Below are 23,300 nucleotides of genomic sequence, written 5' to 3' on the forward strand. Positions count from 1 at the left end.
CTCCCTCATCATTTGTTAGTATATCAAAAAATAACTCTTCTGTCGTTAGCTATTCCTAATAGCTAACACGCTCATATCTTAAGAAAAGTAAAATTTTATTAACTTTTATACCGTTCGTTCCTAATTTAAATTGACATAAAATTGTAGAGAGAGTAAAATTGACAGAGTACATGAAAGTATTTGATACTTTTTCATTTGTTTTCTTTTAGATCTGACTTTAGAAAGGATACGTTTATTTTGAATATTATAAAAAAAATGCATATGCCTAAATTTTTAAACACTCGCTTAGGACTTTTCGGAGTTGTTGCAGTGCTGATATGGCTTAAAAACATTTTTGCTTACACCACTGATTTTAATTTAAGAATTGAGAATGCTTTTGAATATTTCATTCTCTTTATCAATCCAATTGCTTCCACTTTTTTCTTATTGGCGATTGCATTGTATGTTAGAAGAACGAAAGCTTCTTACATTACAATGATGGTGATTTATTTCTTAATGTCTTTACTGTTATTCTCTAATGTTGTTTATTACAGAGAATTCACTGATTTCATCACGGTCAATACCATGCTGGCGACTGGAAAAGTTGCAAGCGGTCTGGGTGAAAGTGCCCTAAGATTATTTAGACCTTATGACGTTTTGTATTGGCTTGACTTTATTATTGTGGCTATTTTATTGCTTACTAAAAAAATCAAAATGGATGAACGCCCAGTTCGAGCACGGGTTGCAGTTTCCATCAGCATGTTATCGGCTTTATTTTTTGTAGCAAACTTGACTTTAGCTGAGACAGCTCGTCCCCAATTATTAGGACGTCAATTTTCTCGTGATTATATCATTAAATTTTTAGGTTTGAATGCCTTCACCGTTTACGATGGTATTACGACTTATCAAACAAATCAAGTCCGAGCAGAAGCTAGTGAAAATGACATGGATACTGTTTCTGATTATGTTAAAGATCATTATGCTGCACCAAATCCTGATACATTTGGCATGGCTAAAGGGAAAAATGTCATTTATATTCACTTGGAAAGTTTCCAGCAATTTTTAATTGATTACAAATTAAAAGACGAAAACGGCACTGAACATGTTGTTACGCCTTTTATCAATAGTTTATATCATAGCAACAGTACCTATAGTTTTGACAACTTTTTCCATCAAGTAGGACAAGGAAAAACAAGTGATGCTGAGACGATGTTTGAAAATTCATTGTTTGGTTTAGATCAAGGATCACTTTTCACCCACGTTGGTGGTAAAAATACCTTTGAAGCAGCGCCTGCTATTTTAGGCCAAGAAGAGGGCTATACAAGTGCTGTCTTCCACGGAAATGCTGGAAACTTCTGGAATCGTAATGAGACATACAAACATTTAGGTTATAACTACTTCTTCGATGCTAATTATTACGATGTCAATGAAGATAATTCATTCCAGTATGGCTTGCATGATAAACCATTTTTCCAACAATCTGCACAATACTTGGAACACTTACAACAACCATTTTATTCTAAATTTATTGCTGTTTCTAATCACTATCCATATTCTCAATTTACAAATGATGAAGCTGGATTTCCAATAGCTCAAACTTCTGACGAGACAATCAATGGTTATTTTGCAACTGCTAACTACCTTGATAAATCTGTTGAAGAGTTCTTTAATTATTTAAAAGCTACTGGATTGTATGATAACTCAGTGATCGTGCTTTATGGTGACCATTATGGTATTTCAACTTCTAGAAATCAAAACTTAGCTGAATTACTTGGAAAAACAAAATCGACATGGAATGACTTTGATAACTCAACAATGCAAAGAGTACCTTATATGATCCACATTCCAGGCCAAACAAATGGCGGAATCAATCATACTTATGGTGGTCAAATTGATGCTTTACCTACCCTTTTACACTTAATGGGCGTTGATACGAAGAACTACATTCAAATGGGACAAGATTTATTTTCTAAAGAAAATTCGCAGTTGGTTGCTTTTAGAAATGGAAATTATGTTTCACCAAAATACACTATGCTTGGCTCAAGTATCTATGAAACTGCAACAGGTCGTTTAATCGAAACACCAACTGAACAAGAGCTGCAAGAGGCTAAGGCATTAAAAGAAAAAGCCAACTTGCAATTGCAAATGTCGGATCAAACTACAAATGGTGACTTACTTCGTTTCTATACCAATAGTGGTTTAACTCCAGTAAACCCAGATGACTATAATTACAAAGATCAGTTAAAACAATTGGAGAAGATCGAAGAGGACAAAGGCAATAAATCTACAAGTGTTTATAGTAAAAATAATGATACGTCAACTGTTGATAAATACCACACTGAAACTTACCAAGATTATTTAAAATCTGGAAAATAACACATAATAATCATAAAAGCTTGAGCAAATTGCTCAAGCTTTTTTATATCTTATTCATAGTTTATTCATATTCTTCTTTTATACTAATACTAGTGAGGTGATCCTAATTGAATAATATTCGTTACGCTTTTGCTAGTGTTTCTTACCATAAAAAATTTTCCTTTGCCGTTGGTATCAGTTCTGCTTTTTTTCTATTTTTATTAACGAGCATTTTAAATCTTAGAGATATAGAAAATTCTTTCTATAATCAAGTGAATACTATTATCAATAATAATGAGTATCATATGAACTATCAAAAAATCATGCAACTATACTCCTCTTTATATATCGTTACCTTTTTTATTTGGATCGTTTTAATTAGCACATTAATCTATCTTTCATTAAAAATGAAAAAACAAGATATGATGAAATGGCGTATTATGGGATTTTCAAATCGTTATGTCATCCAACAATCTATATTGGAAAGTATTATTCCACTTTTAATAGGAGTACTTATCACGGCAGTGTTTCTATTAATCTGTCAGCATACATATGAATATATTTTAATACAAATGAGACCGTTGCTTACAAATGCAATGGGTATTAAACGAGTAGCATTCTTCTCTCCCAACGTATTTGTAGAGAACACTCCAAATCAACTGATCAGTACACCTAGTGACACACATTTTTTAACTACAAGCATAAACAATCTACCTTTTGATACCATTTTAAAAGCTTTTATAAAAAATTGTCTTTTATTAGTAACTATTACAACCAGTATAACAATATTTTCAACTTATTTTCTTTCAAAAAAATCAAAAAAAGAATTTAGGATGTGAGTAAATGAATTTTTCTTTAGCAAAAAATTGGACAGAACAAAGCTTTAATGAATTGTTCCAGCAACAACACATGACAGTCATTTTAGAAGATCAGAGTAGTGTTCAAGCAGATTTCTACTTTCTTATTGATAAAACATTTGATATGAAGCAATCAATGGCCGTGGGCTTTATTTTATCTGAGAATATTTTTTTACCTTACCTGTCTATCAGAGATAACTTATTTGTAGGTTCTTCTATTAAAGAAAGAGAGAAAAAGAAATTTTTGAATAATTTATTCGACTATGTTGGTCTTACTACGAGTGTTTTAAATAAATCTGAAGAACAATTAAATACTTTTGAACAAATCAAACTTCAATTAGTCCAATTACTTCTCGTAGAAAAAGATATCATTATTATTGATGACATCTTCCAAGCACTTTCTATTGGTCAAAGACAAGAACTATTACCCCTTCTTCAAAAAATAGCAAAAGAAAAACAAAAAGCCATTCTCGTTTTGACCAACGATATCCAAATAGCTGAGAGTCCTTATATGGATAAGATCATCAAAACAGCTTAAAAAACCAGTTAAACATTTTTTGTTTAACTGGTTTTTTTTATAATTCATCTTGTATTTCGATATCAGGAAATGAAATGGTAAAGCTTGTTCCCTTACCTTCTTCACTTGTAACACTAATTTTTCCTTTGTGAAGTCTGACTAGCTGTTCAACAATGGATAAACCTAAGCCTGATTCACCATATTTTGTATTTTTTCTGGATGGGTCAACTTTGTAATAACGATCCCAAATATTTTGAACCTGCTCATCTGACATGCCGATACCGGTATCAGAAATGGTTATGATTGTTTCTAAATATCCTTTTTGCAGATAGATACGAATCTCACCATCTTGAGTAAATTGAATCGCATTTTGAATAATGTTCACCATTATCTGAACAAAACGATCATAATCAGCATAGACTTCGATTGCTTCTTCTGTTTCCAATATAAGCTTATCATTCGCAGAATCAGCTTTTCCTTCCAATTGAGTCAGAATGTTTTTTAAGGTTTCAGTTGCGTTGAATTTTTTTACAACGATACTGATTTGGTTGGTTCGAATTTTTTCGTAGTCCAAATTTTCATTCACTAATCGAATGAGACGAGAGGTCTCATTTTGCATCAATTTAATGGCATTCTCTCTTTGATCATCTGGGATCGCATTATATTGCAGTCCTTCTAGTAAGCCATTGATTGTAGTCAAAGGTGTTCTCATCTCATGAGAAGCATCGGCCATAAATTGACGTCTTCGATCCTCTTGCCGATCGATTTCTTCTCTGGATTCTTTCAGTGATTCGGCCATTTTATTAAAATCTTCTGCCAAATCATCGAATTCATCTTTATCATGACTCACAAGTTTGATATCAAAATTACCACTAGTGATCTCCTTTGTTGCTTTTCGCATACGATTGATTCGCTTCACTTGGAAACTGGCAAAGAAATAACTTAAAATCAACCCTACAATACTTGAGATAATAAACCCTTTGATCAAATTAGCAGTTATCGCATCCACACTATCAGAAACATTTTTAGCTGGCTGGGTAATGATCAATGCACCTATGATGATATTTTCATTTTGGTCATTTGTTGTACTGACTGGCATCATCACATATGATGACATGCGTTTGTTTCCGTATATATCTTTGTTGATTGTTGTATATTCTTGCTGCCCTTGCATCAGAGCGCTCCAATTTTCTTTGATCACAGAATCATCTATCTTTTTTTCAGTCTTCAAAGGATATTGTACATGCATAGTTTCATCATAAAAAACAAATTGAACATCTTGATTGCTTAAAAAACCTTCAAATAAACTAAACGATGTATTCCATAAATCCTGATCAGTCATTCCAGGAAATCTACTGATTGAATCTTTTGCTTTCCACGCTGATATAGCATATCCTCTAAGTTGCTCATAATTGTTATCTTGCATCGTTTTTTTCGTCAATTGCGTAAAAGAAGTCCCGACAATCAAAATAATAAGAATGATCACACCCCAAAAAGCCAGCAGTTGTTGATATAAATATTTCATCTAAGCTACTCCAGAATCGTCAAATTTATATCCTACGCCCCAAACTGTTTGAATGACTTGTGGTCCCACTTTTTCAATTTTTTGACGTAATTTTTTAATATGCGCATCTACCGTCCGTTCATCACCAAAATATTGATAATCCCAAACCATTTCAAGTAACTGTTCCCGAGAAAACACTTGTCTTGGTTTTTTGGCTAATGTATAAAGTAAATCGAATTCTTTTGGTGTTAAGCCATCGATCAATTTATTATCCAGATACGCTTCTCTTGTCTTTGTATTCATCTTAAAGTGATCTGTTTCCACATCAAATGTATCACTTAAACGATCCGTAGAGTCAGGCGCATGTTCACCGATCTCTGACCGACGATGTAATGCTTTGATCCGCGCGATCAACGTTAGAGGACTAAAGGGTTTTGTCACATAATCATCTGCTCCCATCTCTAAACCGATCACTTGATCGCTTTCGGAATCTCTTGCCGTCAGCATTATTATCGGAACGGTATTTGAAATTTTGCGAATTTCGCGACAGACTGACATTCCGTCCATCGTCGGCAAATTCAAATCTAATGTGATCATATCCCACTTTTCTGGATTTGCTAAAAATGTATCTAATCCTTCTTTACCATCATATTCAAACGTCGCTTCCCAGCCCTCATTTAAAAAAAACATTTGCATCATTTCTGATACAGATACACTATCTTCAATCATCAATACATTCATTTTCATTCGCCTCTTTCTCTTTAAATTTAACGTCATTTATATTATACTCTAAAAATAACCAAGCTCCAATAACTTCTCTCTTTCTTCAAAAAAGCTTTGTCTTTTGTTCAATTTTTGATAAGATTAGGTATGAAAGGACGTTGAAAATTCATGGAAAATATACAAGCAGTTGCTTTTTTTGATTTAGATGGAACCTTATTGAATCACAAGTCACAAATCACACCTGAGATAACAGAGGCTATTAGCCGCTTGAAAGCAAACAATGTCTTACCCCTAATCGCAACTGGACGAACCGTTGTAGAAATCGATCATTTCATGAAGGACAGTGGCATCGATTCAGCTATTGTTATGAATGGTCAGTTTATCCAAGTTGATGGAAAAAAAGTTTATTCAGATGAATTCACTTATGAAGAGTGCTTAAATATGTTTGAACACGTGAAAAGTTTGGGTCATGAGCTTTCCTTTTACAATGATCGTCAAATTTGGTGTTCTGGGCATAATGAGATAGTAACTAAAGCATATGATTTTATTCATTCTGATGCTCCTGTGATCGATCGATCTACCTTGAAAGATAAAACAGTCAATATGATGTTGATTTTGTCAGAAGACGGTGACGAGCATTATTTGAAACATTTCCCAGAAATGACCTTTTATCGTAATGGGCCCTTTTCTATTGACACTGTCAGAAAAGGTGTTTCTAAAGGATCAGGTGTAAAAAAACTATTTCAAAAACTAGAGTTGCCATCTGTTCCCACATTTGCCTTTGGCGACGGAATGAATGACATTGCTTTATTTGAAGCATGCGACAACAAAATTGCTATGGGCAATGCACGAAATGAGTTAAAAGAACGATCCAGTTTTATTACTAAGAAAAATACTGAAGGCGGAATCGTCCATGCCTTAAAGCATTTTGATTTGATTTAAGAATACGATTAAAAAAAGGCTAGGATATACTCTATGAGTCATACCCTAGCCTTAAAGAATCTGAATAAACGGTTGGAGCAGAAGCAACTTATTTCTCGGAGTTAAACGCTTCTGTCCCAACCTCTTCTTTTTTATGTCTTTTTTGATGAACACAGATAACGGTTCCTGTCACTTGAATTAGTAAGAGAAAGAGTAAAAATACGCTTAGTCCTATATGTCCTTGATCGAAGGTTATTTTTAACAATACAAGTAAAATCAGACTGCTTACTGAATAAAGTGACCATTGTTTACCCATAATATCTAGACCCCTTTGGTTTGTTACCTATAAGGATAGGACTTTTGATTAGAAAATGCAAGGATCTTTTGGGTATCTGTGAAGTTTCCTATGTTTTTTTAGTGTTTCTTTATAATTTTAAGGATAATCTAAACAAATAGGTTTTAAATTTATCTATTTCGACTGTTAAAATGGTCTATCCATTTAAAATGGTTAAGAAAAGTGATACACTAATTTTAGTGTAACGTTTACAGTAAGGAGTTTTGGATCTATGAAAGAAAAGAAACCATCAACGATACAGCTTATTTTAGATACATGTTTAATGGCTGGTAAAATAATGACTGAAAGTGGGTCTGAGGTTTATCGCGTTGAAGATACAATGAACCGAATTGCTGAAAATGCTGGTCAAAAAGAAAGTGTTAGCTATGTCACAGCAACAGGTCTTTTCATGGGCTTTCGTTCCAGTAATTATACCCAATTAGAAAACGTAACAGAGCGAAGTATCAACTTAGAAAAAGTAGCGATCGTGAACAACCTCTCACGAAAATTTGCGAATAAAGAAATCACTTTAGAAGAATTGAATCTAAAACTTTCAAATATCGATCATGAAGCGCCAACTTATTCTGTTTCATTACAAATTTTTGCAGCAGGACTGGTCAGTTGTACACTTATGTATATATTTGGTGGAACTTGGCAAGATTTTTTAGCGACTTTTGTCATTGGCATGGTCGGCTTTGGCGTTTCTTTTTTTGCCAAGAATTTACTGAATATTAAGTTTTTGGATGATTTTCTAGCTGCTTTTACAATTGGTTTATTCGCTTATTTAGCTGTCAGATTTCACTTAGCTGTAAATATTGATAACATTATTATCGGTGCTGTTATGCCCCTTGTACCTGGGGTTGCGATCACAAATTCATTCAGAGATATTCTAGCAGGTCATTTATTAAGTGGAACGGCGCGTGCAACCGAAGCAATATTTGTTGCTGGTTCGATTGGCATTGGCATTGCGATCGTATTTAAATTATTTATGTAAGGGGAAATGATAGTGGAAGTGGTTATTCATTGTTTATTCAGCTATTTAAGCACAGTTACTTTTGGAATTGTTACAAATGTTCCTAGAAAAGTGTTAAACGCTTGCGGTATAACTGGAGCTGTTGGGTGGATGATTTATTGGTCTACTAAAAATATGGACTCAGGAGACATTTTTGCTAATTTTCTTGGTGCGATGGGTATTGGTTTGTTAAGTATCTATTTTTCGCGCAGAAAAAAAATGCCAATGACGATTTTTAATATTCCTAGTCTTGTACCTTTAGTCCCAGGTGGACCTGCCTATCAAGCAGTTAGAAATATTGTTTTAGGTGATTATATTGGAGGAGCACATTCAATTATTAAAGTAATCATGACCGCAGGAGCAATTGCAGCTGGTTTTATGGTAACTGGAATTGTTGAACGTCTGTTAAAAAAAATAGTAGACAAAAATAAATCAGTACTAAAAAAAGGTGTGAAACAAAAGTAACTTTCACTTTTGTTTCACACCTTTTTTAGTCAAGAGCGATTTCTTCTGCTTCTTCTTCAAAGAACAATAGTAAATCTTGCAAGGTCAATTTTTCTTTTTCTACTTGATTCAAATCTTTGATGATTTGACCTTTTTGTAACACGATCAGTCTATTCCCATAACGTAAAGCATCTTCCATGCGATGAGTGATCATCAAACATGTTAATTGCCCTTCTTTGATTCGTTGGTCTGTCAACTGCATCAATTGTTTAGACGTTTTAGGATCTAATGCTGCTGTATGTTCATCTAAAAGCAGTAACTCAGGTTTCGTCAAAGTTGCCATCAATAGACTTAATGCTTGTCTCTGTCCTCCGGAAAGATTGCCTGTCGGAGTATCTAGATGATTTTCTAGTCCATTACCAACTTCACTGCAGATTTTAGTAAATAAAGTACGTTCTTCATTTATTTTACGCAAACGAAATCCACGTCTTTTTCCTCGATACTTAGCTAAGAGTAAATTCTCAGCAACAGTCATTCTTGGCGCAGTTCCCATTTTTGGATCCTGGAAGACACGAGCTAAGTATTTGGCTCTTTTTTCTTCTGAGTAGGTTGTAATATTCTGATCATTGATGAACAACTCACCTTCACTTAAAGCTAAGGTTCCAGCAATGCTATTAAATAGCGTACTCTTACCTGCACCATTTCCGCCAAGTACCGTGACGAATTCACCTTGAGCAATTTTTAAATTCACGTGATTTAAAATCGTTTTTGTTTCGTTCAGTCCATTATCAATACGCTTTGTTGCATTTCTAAGTTCTAAAACTGTACTCATTTTTCACCCTCCTTTTGCGGTAAAAAGTGTAAATTCAATGCTTTTTTCAATTGTGGAATCATTAAACATAGGGCTAAAATCACAGCTGAAAAGATTTTTAAGTAGGTTGTGTCAAATCCTAATTTGATGACGAGTAAAATAAGTAGTTGGTATATAATACTTCCAACAACAATTGCGACCAAGCGCTCTGCAAAGGTCAATTCCCCGAACAACACTTCACCTATGATGATCGATGCCAAACCGATAACGATCACACCTGTTCCTTTGTTGACATCCGCATAACCATCGTTTTGGGCTATCAACGCACCAGATAATGCAATCACACCATTAGATAACGTCAATCCTAATATTTTCATAGAATCTGTTTTAATTCCGATCGAACGTGCCATATGTTCATTATCACCTGTTGCGATATAGGCTTGTCCTAAATTCGTATTAAAGAAAAATAGCAATAAACTAATAATGATTGTTAAAAAGATGACCCCTAAAAAAATAATATCGTAATAATTAGGTAAATTTAGTTGTAAAAAGAAATCTTGGATTTTTGGTTTGTTTAATAAAGATAAATTTGGTGTCTGCATCACATAAAGAATAACAGAATTTAAACCTGACATAACCAAAATTCCTGCCAATATTACTGGAATTTTTCCCTTAGTAAATAGTAAACCCGTCACAAGACCGGCACACATCCCTGCTAAAACACCAAGCAAGGTAGCAAAAATCGGATGAATCCCCGATGTAATAGCTGTTACACAAACTGCTCCACCAAGTGGAAATGATCCTTCCGTTGTCATATCCGGAAAATTTAAAATACGATATGTCATGAAGATCCCTAATCCTAATATTGCCCATAACATTCCTTGTCCAATTGCTGAAACTATCATTTGATCCTCTCCTTGTGGTTATTCTATAATGGTTGCGTTTGATTTGATATTTTCAGGAATTGAAATTCCTAATTTTTCTGCTTGCTTTTGATTAATGATGATATCCCCTGTTTTAAATGTATAAATCGGTGTCGTTTCAGGTTTTGCTTTTCCAGATAAAACATCTGCTGCCATCTTTCCTGTTTGAACCCCTAACTCGAATTGATTGATTCCGACTGTAGCCAGTCCGCCTTGTTCAACCATTGTATCTACTGAAGGAATAATCGGGGTTTTTGTTTTATTGGCTTCGCTTACGACTGTTTGCATTGCATTAGCTATTGTATTATCAGTGGGAATATAAATGAAATCCACTTCACTCGTCATCACTTGAACTGTTTGCGCTATTTCATTACTGGAAGGAACAGCAAATGTTTTTACTGCTAACCCTTTCTCTTCAGCAACTTTTTTTGCTTCTTCAACTTGATATTTAGAATTTTCCTCAGATGAGGCATAAAGAATTCCAACTTTTTTACTTTTCGGCAAAATTTCCATCGCTAAATCAAACTGAGCATCAACTGGTGACTTATCACTTACACCAGTAATATTGCCTCCTGGTTTTTGATCATCGGCTACCAGGCCTGCACTGACCGGATCAGTGATTGCCCCAAGAATGATTGGTATTTCAGAAGTTGTATTAGCAAGCGCTTGAGCTGCCGGCGTTGCGATCCCAATCAAAACATCTGACTTTTTTTCTTGTATCAATTGTTGGCTCATCGTGGCTAGTTTGCTTTGATCCGCCTGTCCGTTTTGAAAAACAATTTGCATATTTTCGCCATCTTTATAGCCGTTTTCTTTCAAACCAGTTTGAATTCCTTTATAAATTTGATCTAAGGCTGGATGACTGACAAACTGTAAGACCCCAACTGTGGGAAGTTTTTGTTTTGCTGTTTCTTTTTTTTCTATAAAAAATGATCCAATCAAAAAAACAACAATCATTACTACCACAGCGAATAAACGATTTTTTCTCATATTTTTTCCTCTCTCTCTTATAATTTAACGATTTCAAACAAAAAACAACGACAAATCCTAAAAAGGAGCGGTCGTTGTTTTATAAACAAAAACCACATAGAACGATCCTCTATGCGGTCAAAAAATCATCTTTAATAAGCCGACATAGATACAAAATTTAGAATTTGTCTTCTAAAGTTGTATCTACGAGAGTATCATACATACAACTATCTACGCCAGTTTTGCCATGAATTATTCAATTCTTTGATTGGTTTTGATAGTCCGTTCATGTACTCACTCCTATAGTTTTTCTGTTAAAATCAGTTTACACTAAAAAGAATTTGTTCGTCAAGTCTAAAATTGATCTAAATAAAGATTATTTTGAACTTTATTTAGTTCTCACGATTTTTTAAGCGTCTACGATAACTCCAGCTATCTTTATTTTCTCTAAATGGATAAAAATCTAAATTTGTGAACATTTTTTGTGAGGCTTTATTCCAATTAAATATTTCACTGACTGTAATAAAATCTCTGCCTAATTTTTTTGACTTATAGATGAAATATTTTGTAACGATTCTCCCAATATGACGATTACGAAATGCTTGATCGATCACAATAGCGTAATCATCTTCTGCTAACCAGACATCACCGATTATTTGAGGTCGATCCCCTCCATTATATTCAATATAATAAAGTAGCCCATGCTCATTTTGCCATTCGTACATTTGTTGAATTTGCTCTTTGGTATAGATAATTTTTATTCCAACTATATTACGCATACTTTCTGGATCTTGATACCATTTTAAGGACTCTTTGCGAATTTTGTCAAAAGGAATCAAACGAACTTTTTCAGTTATCCGGACTTTTTTTGACGTATTACGATTGAAAGAGGACTCAGTTTTAGGCCAAGTCCTCTTTCTTACTAAATCTGTCGCCAAAGTCCGCCACTTAATTCTTGCCACATCGTTCACTTCTCACGTATACACGCTTTACTCTAGGTCTTATCATAAAAAGTCCCAATAAACTGAATAGAATAAATTCTCTCATATCAAGCCCTTCTTTCTACTAAATTGATTTTATTGTGCAGCTGAATCCGCTTCTGCAGAATTTTCTATCGATTGTTCTTCACTGCTTGCATTTTCAGCTGATGGTTGAGTTGACTCTGTTGTATTAGTCGTTTGCGCTGGTGGCTGCTGAATACTCTCTCCTAAACTAGACAATGGCAACTGATTCAAAGATGGAATAAGCATCGTTTTTGCATCAAAACTTTCATCCACGATAACTCGATTTTTTTCTTTTCCATTTTCAAAGAAAATAATTGTTACGTCGTTCTGTTTGATTTCGTAATTTTTTTCAATTTCTCCCACATTATAAACCATTGGGTAGATATAAATACTATGATTGAAATCGTTCATTTGTTCAGAACTTTTTAATACATCAATGACATTTTCATATGTTTTTCCACTAGGTACTGAGAATAAAACCGTCATTGCTGTTTTTTCTTTGATTTCTTCATCAGCAGTTTTAGTATTTAAATAATTGGCTTTTTTTGCCAGTTTTTCTTGGCTTACTAAAGACTTAATTTCAGAAGCACGAATATTCGCTTGCACTTTCGGTACTACTATGAATAAGCTTATAAAAAATAGCACGATCACGGCCAGCATGATTGCCGTAAGTTTTTTTTGTCTATTTAAATAAGCGACAAAATCATCTTTAACATCTACAAAATTCTTCTTCATTTCTTCTCTCCTCTACTACTTGTAACTCTATTATACTAGTACTTGATTCCTTTGCCTAGTATAACAAATAATACCAGCGTTATTTTTAATAAAAAAGGAGGTTTTTCACTTAAAATTATATAATTATAAAAAAAACAATGATAATAGAATCTGTCTTCATTGGTTGACAAACAGATCTCTCTAGCCTATACTTTTCAATATGATGAATACATTAAAATACGATGAAAAGAAGAGTACTGTTTTTAGAAAATTAATGAGAGCGTCTCGGTAGCTGAAAAGAGATAATTTGAGAAAACAGGAAGATGGCCTTTAAGTTTTTATTGGGAACGCCCATTACAGCGTTAAGGTATTGATTGCATCTGTGCCTAATTGAGAAAAATCTTGTGAGAGATTTTTGAATTAAAGGTGGTAACGCGTTCAATCGAGCTTGGGACGTAAGTACTAACGAAAAATCCAGATACCAGTCAAATTGATTGGCATCTGGATTGTTTTTTTGTACAAAAATAAGAACACCTTTGCTAAAATAAAAGTGACTAAACAAATAAGTCAGCGAGGTGTTCTTATGTTTAAAAATTATACCACAAATCAAGTCGTTCTTCCTCTAGATTTTAGTTTTCAGTTAGAAAAAAACGATATTGCGTTTGTCATTGATCAATTAGTTGAAAGTATTCCGGAGGAACGCTTTCTTCCTTTTCATCATCAAATGGGGCCTTCTTCTTATCATCCGAAAATGATGATGAAGATGATTTTATGTGCCTACACACAATCTGTATTTTCTGGTCGCAAGATTGAAGCCTTGACGAAAGACAGTATTCGCATGATGTGGCTTACTCAAAGTTATCAACCTAGTTATCGAACCATCAATCGTTTTCGAGTGAATCCTTTAGTGAATGCACTCCTTCGGGAGTGCTTCGTCCAGTTCCGTAGCCAATTAGTCAAGGAACAATTAATCGATGAAGAAGCCATTTTTATCGATGGTACAAAGATTGAAGCCAACGCCAATAAATACACCTTTGTTTGGAGAAAATCCATTGATAACTTTAATAAAAAGCTTACTGAAAAATCAAATTTTCTCTACGATGAATTGTTAAAGAATCAAATTATTCCTGAAATTGAGCGAGAGTCCTCAAAAGAATTATCTGTCACTGAATTAGGTAAGATTGAAGAAAATCTCGCGCATGTTGTCGAAAAGTTTACAGAAAAAATCGAACAAGCAGAGGATGGAATTACGCGCAAATCAATCCGTTCTAAACGAAAAATTCCTAAAAAATTAAGGACACTTTTCAAGGACTTTAAAGAGCGAAAACTCGCTTATCAAAAACATAGACAGATTTTAGGGCAACGAAACAGTTACTCTAGAACTGATCTAGATGCCACTTTTATGCGCATGAAAGACGATCATATGAAAAATGGTCAGTTGAAAGCAGGTTATAATCTTCAAATCGCCACGAACAGTCAGTATATTTTAGGCTATGATCTTTTCTCAAATCCAACAGATACACGAACATTGCGCCCTTTTTTAACCACTTTAAAAGAGCGTTTCTTTGATCTGCCAAACTATATTGTCGCAGATGCCGGCTATGGAGGAGAAGAAAACTATCAAGCGGTTTTAGAGGATCACGAGCGAACACCACTCATCACTTATGCCATGTACCATAAAGAACAGAAGAAAAAGTTTAAACAAAATCCGTTCCTTCCAGCAAACTGGTCGTATCAGGAATTAGATGATACGTTTCTTTGTCCAAACGGACGAAAAATGAATTTTCGAAACTATTCTATTCGTACAGATAAATATGGCTTTAAACGTTATTTAAAACGGTATGAATGTGAAGACTGCTCGAATTGTCCTCTTCGAAGCCAGTGTACAAAAGCGAAGAGTGACAAGAATCGTGAGATTCAAAAGAACATGAATTGGGAATACTTTAAAGCAAGAATTCAACAGCTGCTTTCAGAAGAAGAAACAGGTAAACTCTATCGTCAACGAAAAATTGACGTCGAACCAGCTTTCGGACATTTGAAGGCTTGTTTAGGGTTCACTCGGTTCTCTGTTCGAGGGAAACAACAGGCACACAATGAAATTGGATTCGCGTTAATCGCAGTAAATTTAAGGAAATATAGGCTAAGTAAGCTAGAAAACATGAAGGATTCTCCCAATAATCTAAAAAATAAAAGACTGAAAATCATTTTTTACGATTTTCGGTCTTTTATTTTAAGGTTTTTGGGACTTACGTCCCAAGCTCTTTTTTTATTTTCCAACAAAGCCTGTCAATTTGTACCTCTAAGTCAGGTTTGCTTATCTCCTCAATATGGTTTTGCATCGACACATGAAAGAAATCACTTGACGGAAAAAGATCAATGGAAGAAAATTAATTTTGTAAAAACAATTATAGAAAAGATTTGGCAAGACGCATACAACTAAAAAGGAGGCAACAACATGACAATTATTAAAGAGATTCCATTTCGATACGATCAAGTAGGTAGCTTTTTACGACCTACGACATTAAAAACTGCAAGAGAAAATTTTTTAAATCAAACAATTTCTGCTCAAGAACTAAAAACAATTGAAGATCAAGCCATCATTGAATTAATCAACCTACAAGTTAAAAACGGCTTAAAAGCCGTTACAGATGGTGAGTTCCGCCGAAGTTGGTGGCATCTAGACTTTCTTTGGGGATTAAACGGGGTAACACAAACAACACCTGAACATGGCTATCAATTTAATGAAGTTGAAACAAGAGCAGCTTCTTATGAAATTTCAGATAAAGTCTCCTTCAATCCGAATCATCCTTTTTTTGAGGCATTTACTTTTTTAAAGCAGCATACACCTGAAGGAATTAGTGCGAAAGCTACCATTCCCTCTCCAACGTTACTTTTCAATCGTAAGAGTGATACATTTACTTATGAAAGTTACAAAGATGAAAATGCCTTTATCGATGATTTGGCAAAAGCGTATCATCAAACGATTCTGAAATTTTATGATTTAGGCTGTCGTTATCTTCAACTCGATGATACTTCTTGGGGGATGTATACTGGGTTTATTGAAAATGCTAAGACGGAAGACGAAATCAAGCATTGGCAACAGCAATGTGAGGCTGGTGTTTCCGTTGTGAACAAATTACTGAAGGATTTACCCGATGACTTGACAATTACAATGCATGTTTGCCGCGGCAATTATAAATCTGATTGGGCAATTGCAGGAGCTTATGACCATGTTGCGACGTACTTAGCACAATTGGCTATTGATGGCTACTTCTTAGAATATGATGATGACCGCTCAGGTGGATTTGAACCATTAGCACAAATTTACAAAAATGATCCCACAAAAAAAGTGGTCCTTGGTTTAGTCACTTCTAAGTTTCCAGAATTAGAATCAAAAGAAAATTTAACTAAGCGAATTAAGGAAGCGACAACGTATATTCCCTTAGAAAATCTTTGTCTTTCTCCTCAGTGCGGCTTTGCTTCTACAGAAGAAGGAAATTATTTAACTGAGGACGAACAATGGGCAAAAGTAAGATTAGTTGTCGATACAGCAAAACAAATTTGGCCAGACGCCTAACAAAAAACAAGAAGCTTTGGATAAAACCAGCTTCTTGTTTTTTGTTATCGATTTACTGAACGAGCCATTCGATTGATCGTATGACGCATTCCGCGAATGGCAACAGACATCTCATAAATATTTTCAACTGGGGCAAGTCCACCATATCCGGCATCACCAATATGCTGAATATCGACCCCACAAATTTTATTGGTCAATGCAATTTGCCGAATTGTTTCTTTATTCGCGCTTTCTTGACTGGTTCCAATCGCAGACATTGTTAATAAATTATATTTTTTTGCAATAGCTACTGCCTCTTTCATATTTTCCTCTGCAAAACCTTGTACAGTTCCAACAGCTGGTAATAATAAGATATCCGCGCCAGCTTCTGCATATGCTTTTACGGCTTCCATAGAAACAACTGGCTCATCTGAGCCTGCGCTATGCATTTTTCCAGCAATGATCAATCCAGAGAAATTTTCTTTTGCTATTTTAACTGCTTTGGCAATTTCCAAATTAGTCACACCAGTCCCGGGATTTCCTGTCAAACAAATAAAATCAATGCCCATTTCTTCTGCTTTTTGAATCGTTTCTTTTGAGCTTGTGCGGCCAGAACTGATGGTTAATTTATCACTAAACATAGCCGATGACTCATCAACTGGTTCTAAATTTACTCCGATTGGACGTCCAACTAACTCTTTTAAAATAGGAATTGGATTGATTTTGTTTGACTCTGGGTTCTGCCAATAGCTCATGACCTCATCAAAAGACATACCTGGAATTCCTTGTACGATTGGATTGAAGCAATCAAAAACATTTAATAAAATTAAATCTGCTCCAAATGCAGCAGCGACTTCTGCATTACTGATATCTCCAGCTTGAGGAGATGTTATGACGACATTTTCTGACAAGATCGTCCGACCTTCGCTCGCTTTGATTGACTGCTTAAGCTCCTCCGCCGTCATTTTTGCGACTTCACTGTAACTAGCACTGATTAATCTTTTTACCATGATCTTTCCTCCCTGTACTAAATCTAGTTATATTATACTAAATATTACAGGAAAGCGCAGTCATTTGTTAAATCGATTCATCAAATTCACATTCTTGAGCTTTTATTTCTCACTTCCTTTCTAAATAAAAAGAACTCCGTTATAATAGTATTATTATGTATATAGAATTGAGGGATGTTTATGTCATTTGATGGCGTATTTACTCATGCAATGGTCTCAGAATTATCCGAGACCCTCGCCACAGGCCGAATTTCAAAAATTCACCAGCCTTATGAAAATGAAATTATTTTAATTATTCGTACTAAGGGAAAAAATCATAAATTACTTCTATCAGCTCACCCAAGTTATGCAAGGATCCAACTGACCGAAATCGCTTATGCCAATCCTGGTACACCACCAAACTTTGTCATGATGCTGCGTAAGTTTCTTGAAGGAGCTATTTTGGAAAGAATCCATCAAATTGATAACGATCGAGTGATTCATTTTACTTTCTCAAAAAGAGATGAACTAGGTGATTTACAAAATATCGTTTTAATCGTTGAATTGATGGGTAGACATAGTACAATTGTTTTGATAAATAAGGAAAACGACAAGATATTAGATGCCATCAAACATATTGGAAGCTCTCAAAATAGTTATCGTTCACTACTTCCTGGTGTTGAATACATTGATCCTCCCAAACAAAATTTAGAAAATCCTTTCTTATCGACTAAAGAAAAAGTTTTTGACATTCTTTCAAAAACAAGTGAAATTAATGGAAAATACCTACAAAGTCAATTTCAAGGATTAGGGAAAGACACAGCAGATGAGCTAGCGTTTCGTTTAAATGGGCAACCAAACGAGAAAATGCCTGTTTGGCAAACCTTTTGGTCGATGATTGAACATGAAATTGCACCAACATTAACAATTAGGGAAAATAAAGAATTCTTTACGCCGCTTCCTTTTGCATCTTTGGAAGGAAAACAAGAAAATTTTGTAAATCTTAGTAAACTGCTAGATGCATTTTATGGCGGTAAAGCTGAAAAAGACCGTGTAAAACAACAAGGCGGCGAATTGATTCATAAAATTGAAAATGAACTAAAACGAAATCAAAGTAAAGTTATAAAGCTTCAACAGACTTTGGCCGATACAGAACATGCTGAAAATTATCGACGTGACGGTGAACTTTTGACGACATTTATGACTCAAGTTCCAAAGGGCGCTGAATTCGTTGAATTACCTAATTATTACGAAGAAGATCATTTATTAAAAATAAAATTAAATCCAGCACTTACGCCAAATCAAAATGCTCAAAAATATTTTCAAAAATATCAAAAACTAAAAAATGCAGTCAAAGTAGTGCATGGACAAATTGAACAAACTACTCAAGAAATCAGCTATTTGGAGTCTGTTTTATCTCAATTAGAAATCGCTGGTCCAATGGATATCGAGATGATTCGGGAAGAATTGATTGAACAAGGCTATGTAAAAAAACGTGGCACAAAGAAACAGAAACAACCGAAGAAAAGCAAACCAGAAGAATTTTATTCAAGTGATGGTACGCTAATTCTTGTTGGTCGTAATAATCTGCAAAATGATCAGCTTACTCTTAGAACAGCGAGAAAAACAGATATTTGGCTCCACGCAAAAGACATTCCTGGATCTCATGTAATTATCAAGGATACAGATCCATCTGATGAAACACTATCAGAAGCTGCAAATCTTGCCGCTTATTATTCTAAATATCGCTTGTCTGCTCAAGTACCCGTTGATTATGTCCAAGTAAAACATGTGCATAAACCAAATGGCGCCAAACCGGGATATGTTATTTATGAAAATCAAAAAACAATCTTTGTTACACCAGATGAACAAGTTGTAGAAACATTAAAAACGAACACACCTCTTTAAGAGACGTGTTCGTTTTTTTAATTACGCGAAACGATAGCTCGTTTTACCAATTTATTCGATACTTCAGAGATAATGTCATTTGCTGAGATACCTTGCAGTACTGGTTTTTTAAGGGTCATATAAAAAATATACTCAGGGTTTTCAGTGGGTGTGATCGTAACGACAGAATGTAGATACTCTTGTTTTTGATAACTACCATTTTCAAAAAATTCTGCTGTACCTGTTTTTGCAGAAACATTTAGTCCGTCGATTGCATATTCTTTTCCCATTCCGTATTTAGGATCTACTGTAACATCCTGCATGTACGCCAACACTTTTCCAGCCGTCTCACTAGAAATTGGCGTTCCAACGTTTTCTGGCTGGATAGTTGTTTCTTCTCCAGTTGGGGAAACAACTTTGCTGATAATATTCGGTTTCATCATTTTTCCGCCATTGGCAATAGCAGTATAGGCTTGAAGCATTTGTAAATGGGTAACAGAAATACCTTGTCCATAAGAGGTCATTGCGCGATCGACTGTTGTCTTATTTTGGATTTCTCCAGCTGCTTCACCAGATAATCCAAAATTTGTACTTTGACCAAAACCAAATTTTTTAAGGTATTCTTGCCATAAATCTGGCATACGTTCCTGAAGTGTCACCATACCAACATTACTTGACCACGCTAACCCTTGTCTAAACGTCATATTCCCTTCGCCGACTCCATTATTCCAATCATTGATCGTTGCATCATCAACCTTAATACTGCCTGAGGTGAATTGCTCACTTTCATTGAATTTATTTTCTTCGATTGCACTTGCGACCATCATACTTTTCATTGTTGAACCCGGTTCGTAAACATCTTCTAAAAGAATATTTCTCCAACTATTCTCAGCCTCCCCCAATCCGTTTTTGGTATCCAGTTCAAACGAAGGTCTTTGAGAAGTAGCTAATATGTTGCCGGTTTTTGCTTCCATCAATGTGGCTGTAATATGCTCTGGCTGATACTTTTGCATTGTATTGTCCAATAACTCTTCTAGGTAAGATTGCAGATTACTATCTAATGTCGTATAAATATCACTTCCATCAACCTGCTTTGTTTCTTTTACACTACCTGGTTTTACATCACCTAAAGGAGAGTTCTTTTCAAAACTTCTAGAGCCATTTTTACCTGATAATTTATTGTTATAGGCTTCTTCAATCCCCATTACACCTTTTTCATTTCCCTTATCATCTTCTTGGGTGTAGCCAATAAAGTAAGACGCAAAATTTCCAGATTGATAGCTACGTTTTTTTTCTTCTCTAAAATAGATACCCGATATATTTTGCTGTTTTAATGCTTCTTCAATATTTCTTTTTGTTTCAAAATTTAGATTTCTGCCATTTGTTCCAAACTCAACTGTTGTAATAGGTTCTCCGTCTTCATTTACGTTAGGTTTTAATTGCTTTAGTGTCGTTGCTTTATCGATTTTCACATATTTTTCAAAAATTTCTGCGATCGCTGGCCAATCTTTTTCTTGAACGTATAATTTTTTGCCTTCTAAATCAGTATAGTTTTCATCTAAAATCGCATATAACGAAAATGCACTAGAATCTTCCACTAAGACATTACCATCTTTGTCAAAAATTGAGCCGCGTTTTGCTTCAAGTGTCTCGTGAACTTGGTAAAGCTCTTTGGTTTTTTCATCTAAAGAAACACCTGCAACTTTACCTGTTACTACAATATATGAAAGTCGTATCACAAATAATAAAAATAGAGCAATCGTTAAAAATAATACGATCACGCCAACTCGCTTACGATTTTTTAAGGTTGAAAGATTACGATTTTTAATTAATTCTTTTATTTTTTTCATTTTTTTCTCCAAATCATTCATCAACTTTTTTCTATCCGTGAAATAAATAGGTACTTATTAACTATAATTTATAAGTAGAATAATTGTCATTTACGATGGCTTTCTTAATGAAAAATTAGGGTTTATTCTTTTTTAAAATTTAGGTAGCTATTTAGATAAATAGTCGAGATAGTGAATCTTTATAGACAATTTACTCACTAATTATATACATAAAAAATAGACATAACTCAGTAAAATGGCGTTATGTCTATTTTTTATTATTTTTTTCTTGCTACGTGTACTTTCAATTGCTTGCCTTTGATTGTTCGATCTTTCATTGCTTGAATGACCAGTTGCCCTTTTCCATTTAAAATATCAACATAGGTCACATTTTCTTGAATAGTAATGATTCCAATATCTTCTGCAGTAATTCCTTCAATATTTGAGAGAGTTCCTACAAAATCTAATGCTCGTAATTTCTTTTTTTTGCCGCCATTAAAATAAACTTTGGTAATTTCTTCATTTACGCGTTTCGCTTTTTGATGCTTTGGTTTTTGCTTTGTGGTTATTTTTTTTTCGAAAGCAGCTTTACTTCTTGCTACAAGTTTAGCATTGGGTAAAGTGATTTTGGTCATTGTAAATGCGCCAAATGATTCGATTTCTTTTTTCAAAGCCATTTCTTTTGGTGTGACAAACGTTAATGCAAAGCCCTCTTTACCAGCACGACCAGTACGGCCAACACGATGGATATAACTTTCTTTTTCAAAAGGTACATCTAAGTTGATGACATGAGTGATATTTTCAATATCGATGCCTCGAGCCGCTACATCTGTTGCTATGAGGTAACGAAACTTGCCTTTTCTAAACGCATCCATTACTTCAAAACGGTCTTCCTGCATCATACCACCATGTAATTTTCCGACTGGATATCCTGCTTTGACCAAGAAATCATACGTGTCATTGACTTTCTCTTGTGTATTTCCAAAAATGATACATGTATCTGGATTTTCGACGATGGTCACGGCTTCTAATGCAGCTAATTTATTCTCATCTGTTGTCTCTAAAAAAGCATGTTGAATTTTTGGAATCGTTTTTTCTGTAGCTTCGATTTTCACAACGATTGGTTCATTCAGATACGAACGACTCATTTGTTCGATCGTTTGTGGCATTGTTGCAGAAAATAGCATTGTATTTTTTGCTTCTGGCAAGGCTTGGATGATCTCTTTTACTTGATCTATAAACCCCATATTCAACATTTCATCTGCCTCATCAATCACTAAGCAATTGATTTTCTCAAGAGGTAAGGAGCCTTTTTTTATATGATCAAGCACACGACCAGGCGTTCCTACAACGATATGGCTCTTTTGCTTTAATTCCGATTTTTGTTTAACATAGGATGCTTTTCCATAAACTGCTGTAGCTTTTATTCGTTTATAGCGACCGATATTGATCAAATCTTCTTGCACTTGCTGAGCTAATTCTCTAGTTGGTTCCAAAACAAGAACTTGAGGTTTGTTTTCGGTCCATTCTACTTTTTCACAAAGCGGGATACCAAAACTAGCTGTTTTACCGCTACCGGTCTGTGATTGGACTAAAACATCTTTTCCATTCAAGACTGCCGGGATCACAGCTTGTTGAACTGGCGTTGGTGTTTCATACCCCAAATCTGAAATTGCTCTTAGGAGTACCTCACTTATTGCATAGGTACTGAAATTTGTTTTGTCCATTGTTTCCCCATTCTTCTATGTTATTGATCAAATCATCCTACACATCATCTAATTTATTTCAGTGCGAACGTATTTTTAGGATTAATTATCTAAATCGTTTTAGCTTTTTAGACTCAGTTCCTTATTATCCCTGAAAAGTCATTGAACTGCAAGAGGCTAGATTATGTTTATAAAAAATGATTGATAGTTCCTAATGGATTATTATGCCCTTTACGATTAAAATGTATTATAGGTTGGGGAAACGA

General features: G+C 34.6%; 19 protein-coding genes and 1 pseudogene. 9 read left to right on the forward strand and 11 right to left on the reverse strand.

Annotation, left to right across the window (positions count from 1 at the left end; all coding sequences use genetic code 11):
• Nucleotides 1-255 precede the first annotated feature (255 nt).
• The 3 genes from IGI43_RS01795 to IGI43_RS01805 all read left to right on the forward strand — a co-directional run bounded on the left by IGI43_RS01795 (nucleotide 256) and on the right by IGI43_RS01805 (nucleotide 3,729).
• On the forward strand, nucleotides 256-2,355 hold the full coding sequence (locus tag IGI43_RS01795; protein WP_438758796.1) for an LTA synthase family protein: 2,100 nt from the start codon (nucleotides 256-258) through the stop codon (nucleotides 2,353-2,355).
• Nucleotides 2,356-2,462: 107 nt separating this feature from the next.
• Nucleotides 2,463-3,173, forward strand: a complete 711-nt coding sequence (locus IGI43_RS01800; RefSeq protein ID WP_438756108.1) for a hypothetical protein — start codon at nucleotides 2,463-2,465, stop codon at nucleotides 3,171-3,173.
• 4 nt (nucleotides 3,174-3,177) lie between these two features.
• Nucleotides 3,178-3,729 (forward strand): hypothetical protein, encoded by a 552-nt coding sequence (locus IGI43_RS01805; protein ID WP_438756109.1) that lies wholly within the window; start codon nucleotides 3,178-3,180, stop codon nucleotides 3,727-3,729.
• Between the two features lie 37 nt (nucleotides 3,730-3,766).
• Here IGI43_RS01805 and IGI43_RS01810 read toward each other — a convergent pair whose 3' ends face one another.
• Nucleotides 3,767-5,233 (reverse strand): ATP-binding protein, encoded by a 1,467-nt coding sequence (locus tag IGI43_RS01810; RefSeq protein WP_438756110.1) that lies wholly within the window; start codon nucleotides 5,231-5,233, stop codon nucleotides 3,767-3,769.
• Entirely contained in the window at nucleotides 5,234-5,953 is a 720-nt protein-coding gene (locus IGI43_RS01815; protein WP_438758797.1) for a winged helix-turn-helix domain-containing protein, read from the reverse strand.
• Nucleotides 5,954-6,103: 150 nt separating this feature from the next.
• On the opposite strand from IGI43_RS01815, the gene IGI43_RS01820 reads away from it, so the two are divergent.
• Nucleotides 6,104-6,877 carry a Cof-type HAD-IIB family hydrolase gene (locus IGI43_RS01820; RefSeq protein WP_438756111.1) on the forward strand — a complete coding sequence of 258 codons (774 nt, stop codon included), beginning with the start codon at nucleotides 6,104-6,106 and terminating at the stop codon, nucleotides 6,875-6,877.
• 88 nt (nucleotides 6,878-6,965) lie between these two features.
• On the opposite strand, the gene IGI43_RS01825 is transcribed toward IGI43_RS01820, so the two are convergent.
• A complete protein-coding gene (locus IGI43_RS01825; protein WP_438756112.1) occupies nucleotides 6,966-7,172 on the reverse strand; it encodes a hypothetical protein in 207 nt (68 codons plus the stop codon).
• A gap of 250 nt (nucleotides 7,173-7,422) precedes the next feature.
• On the opposite strand from IGI43_RS01825, the gene IGI43_RS01830 reads away from it, so the two are divergent.
• Both IGI43_RS01830 and IGI43_RS01835 read left to right on the forward strand, forming a co-directional pair.
• The gene (locus IGI43_RS01830; protein WP_438756113.1) at nucleotides 7,423-8,184 is read left to right on the forward strand and encodes a threonine/serine exporter family protein; all 762 of its coding nucleotides are present in this window, start codon (nucleotides 7,423-7,425) and stop codon (nucleotides 8,182-8,184) included.
• A 12-nt stretch (nucleotides 8,185-8,196) separates the two neighbouring features.
• Nucleotides 8,197-8,667 carry a threonine/serine exporter family protein gene (locus IGI43_RS01835; RefSeq protein WP_438756114.1) on the forward strand — a complete coding sequence of 157 codons (471 nt, stop codon included), beginning with the start codon at nucleotides 8,197-8,199 and terminating at the stop codon, nucleotides 8,665-8,667.
• 25 nt (nucleotides 8,668-8,692) lie between these two features.
• Here IGI43_RS01835 and IGI43_RS01840 read toward each other — a convergent pair whose 3' ends face one another.
• The 5 genes from IGI43_RS01840 to IGI43_RS01860 form a co-directional block, all read right to left on the reverse strand.
• Nucleotides 8,693-9,478, reverse strand: a complete 786-nt coding sequence (locus IGI43_RS01840) for an ABC transporter ATP-binding protein (protein WP_438756115.1) — start codon at nucleotides 9,476-9,478, stop codon at nucleotides 8,693-8,695.
• The gene (locus tag IGI43_RS01845) at nucleotides 9,475-10,362 is read right to left on the reverse strand and encodes an ABC transporter permease (RefSeq protein ID WP_438756116.1); all 888 of its coding nucleotides are present in this window, start codon (nucleotides 10,360-10,362) and stop codon (nucleotides 9,475-9,477) included. Before IGI43_RS01845 ends, IGI43_RS01840 begins: the two co-directional genes overlap by 4 nt.
• An 18-nt stretch (nucleotides 10,363-10,380) precedes the next feature.
• Nucleotides 10,381-11,370 carry a tryptophan ABC transporter substrate-binding protein gene (gene trpX, locus IGI43_RS01850; protein WP_438756117.1) on the reverse strand — a complete coding sequence of 330 codons (990 nt, stop codon included), beginning with the start codon at nucleotides 11,368-11,370 and terminating at the stop codon, nucleotides 10,381-10,383.
• Nucleotides 11,371-11,741: 371 nt separating this feature from the next.
• The gene (locus IGI43_RS01855; protein WP_438756118.1) at nucleotides 11,742-12,311 is read right to left on the reverse strand and encodes a GNAT family N-acetyltransferase; all 570 of its coding nucleotides are present in this window, start codon (nucleotides 12,309-12,311) and stop codon (nucleotides 11,742-11,744) included.
• Between the two features lie 114 nt (nucleotides 12,312-12,425).
• Nucleotides 12,426-13,088 carry a hypothetical protein gene (locus IGI43_RS01860; protein ID WP_438756119.1) on the reverse strand — a complete coding sequence of 221 codons (663 nt, stop codon included), beginning with the start codon at nucleotides 13,086-13,088 and terminating at the stop codon, nucleotides 12,426-12,428.
• Nucleotides 13,089-13,650: 562 nt separating this feature from the next.
• On the opposite strand from IGI43_RS01860, the pseudogene IGI43_RS01865 reads away from it, so the two are divergent.
• Nucleotides 13,651-15,306 (forward strand): annotated as a pseudogene (locus tag IGI43_RS01865) (IS1182 family transposase); the annotation flags it as partial.
• A gap of 216 nt (nucleotides 15,307-15,522) precedes the next feature.
• Nucleotides 15,523-16,644 (forward strand): 5-methyltetrahydropteroyltriglutamate--homocysteine S-methyltransferase, encoded by a 1,122-nt coding sequence (locus tag IGI43_RS01870; RefSeq protein ID WP_438756120.1) that lies wholly within the window; start codon nucleotides 15,523-15,525, stop codon nucleotides 16,642-16,644.
• Nucleotides 16,645-16,688: 44 nt separating this feature from the next.
• Here the strand turns inward: IGI43_RS01870 and IGI43_RS01875 are convergent, their stop codons facing one another.
• Complete coding sequence (locus IGI43_RS01875) at nucleotides 16,689-17,633, reverse strand: DUF7916 family protein (RefSeq protein WP_438756121.1); 945 nt, start codon at nucleotides 17,631-17,633, stop codon at nucleotides 16,689-16,691.
• 180 nt (nucleotides 17,634-17,813) lie between these two features.
• On the opposite strand from IGI43_RS01875, the gene efbA reads away from it, so the two are divergent.
• Nucleotides 17,814-19,520 (forward strand): fibronectin-binding protein EfbA, encoded by a 1,707-nt coding sequence (gene efbA / locus IGI43_RS01880; RefSeq protein WP_438756122.1) that lies wholly within the window; start codon nucleotides 17,814-17,816, stop codon nucleotides 19,518-19,520.
• A 17-nt stretch (nucleotides 19,521-19,537) separates the two neighbouring features.
• Here efbA and IGI43_RS01885 read toward each other — a convergent pair whose 3' ends face one another.
• Both IGI43_RS01885 and IGI43_RS01890 read right to left on the reverse strand, forming a co-directional pair.
• The gene (locus IGI43_RS01885; protein ID WP_438756123.1) at nucleotides 19,538-21,349 is read right to left on the reverse strand and encodes a penicillin-binding transpeptidase domain-containing protein; all 1,812 of its coding nucleotides are present in this window, start codon (nucleotides 21,347-21,349) and stop codon (nucleotides 19,538-19,540) included.
• A 257-nt stretch (nucleotides 21,350-21,606) separates the two neighbouring features.
• Entirely contained in the window at nucleotides 21,607-23,055 is a 1,449-nt protein-coding gene (locus IGI43_RS01890) for a DEAD/DEAH box helicase (protein ID WP_438756124.1), read from the reverse strand.
• Nucleotides 23,056-23,300 lie beyond the last annotated feature (245 nt).

This window comes from Enterococcus sp. AZ126, assembly GCF_051714545.1.
In the GTDB taxonomy this organism is placed as follows: Bacteria; Bacillota; Bacilli; order Lactobacillales; family Enterococcaceae; genus Enterococcus_L.

Excerpts from the sequence above, each read along its gene's own strand:
- trpX (WP_438756117.1), bottom strand. The coding sequence starts at position 11,370 with ATGAGAAAAAATCGTTTATTCGCTGTGGTAGTAATGATTGTTGTTTTT.
- IGI43_RS01825 (WP_438756112.1), bottom strand. The coding sequence starts at position 7,172 with ATGGGTAAACAATGGTCACTTTATTCAGTAAGCAGTCTGATTTTACTT.
- IGI43_RS01840 (WP_438756115.1), bottom strand. The coding sequence starts at position 9,478 with ATGAGTACAGTTTTAGAACTTAGAAATGCAACAAAGCGTATTGATAAT.
- efbA (WP_438756122.1), top strand. The coding sequence starts at position 17,814 with ATGTCATTTGATGGCGTATTTACTCATGCAATGGTCTCAGAATTATCC.
- IGI43_RS01885 (WP_438756123.1), bottom strand. The coding sequence starts at position 21,349 with ATGAAAAAAATAAAAGAATTAATTAAAAATCGTAATCTTTCAACCTTA.
- IGI43_RS01820 (WP_438756111.1), top strand. The coding sequence starts at position 6,104 with ATGGAAAATATACAAGCAGTTGCTTTTTTTGATTTAGATGGAACCTTA.
- IGI43_RS01890 (WP_438756124.1), bottom strand. The coding sequence starts at position 23,055 with ATGGACAAAACAAATTTCAGTACCTATGCAATAAGTGAGGTACTCCTA.
- IGI43_RS01845 (WP_438756116.1), bottom strand. The coding sequence starts at position 10,362 with ATGATAGTTTCAGCAATTGGACAAGGAATGTTATGGGCAATATTAGGA.
- IGI43_RS01870 (WP_438756120.1), top strand. The coding sequence starts at position 15,523 with ATGACAATTATTAAAGAGATTCCATTTCGATACGATCAAGTAGGTAGC.
- IGI43_RS01860 (WP_438756119.1), bottom strand. The coding sequence starts at position 13,088 with ATGAAGAAGAATTTTGTAGATGTTAAAGATGATTTTGTCGCTTATTTA.
- IGI43_RS01805 (WP_438756109.1), top strand. The coding sequence starts at position 3,178 with ATGAATTTTTCTTTAGCAAAAAATTGGACAGAACAAAGCTTTAATGAA.
- IGI43_RS01875 (WP_438756121.1), bottom strand. The coding sequence starts at position 17,633 with ATGGTAAAAAGATTAATCAGTGCTAGTTACAGTGAAGTCGCAAAAATG.
- IGI43_RS01830 (WP_438756113.1), top strand. The coding sequence starts at position 7,423 with ATGAAAGAAAAGAAACCATCAACGATACAGCTTATTTTAGATACATGT.
- IGI43_RS01810 (WP_438756110.1), bottom strand. The coding sequence starts at position 5,233 with ATGAAATATTTATATCAACAACTGCTGGCTTTTTGGGGTGTGATCATT.
- IGI43_RS01815 (WP_438758797.1), bottom strand. The coding sequence starts at position 5,953 with ATGAATGTATTGATGATTGAAGATAGTGTATCTGTATCAGAAATGATG.
- IGI43_RS01795 (WP_438758796.1), top strand. The coding sequence starts at position 256 with ATGCATATGCCTAAATTTTTAAACACTCGCTTAGGACTTTTCGGAGTT.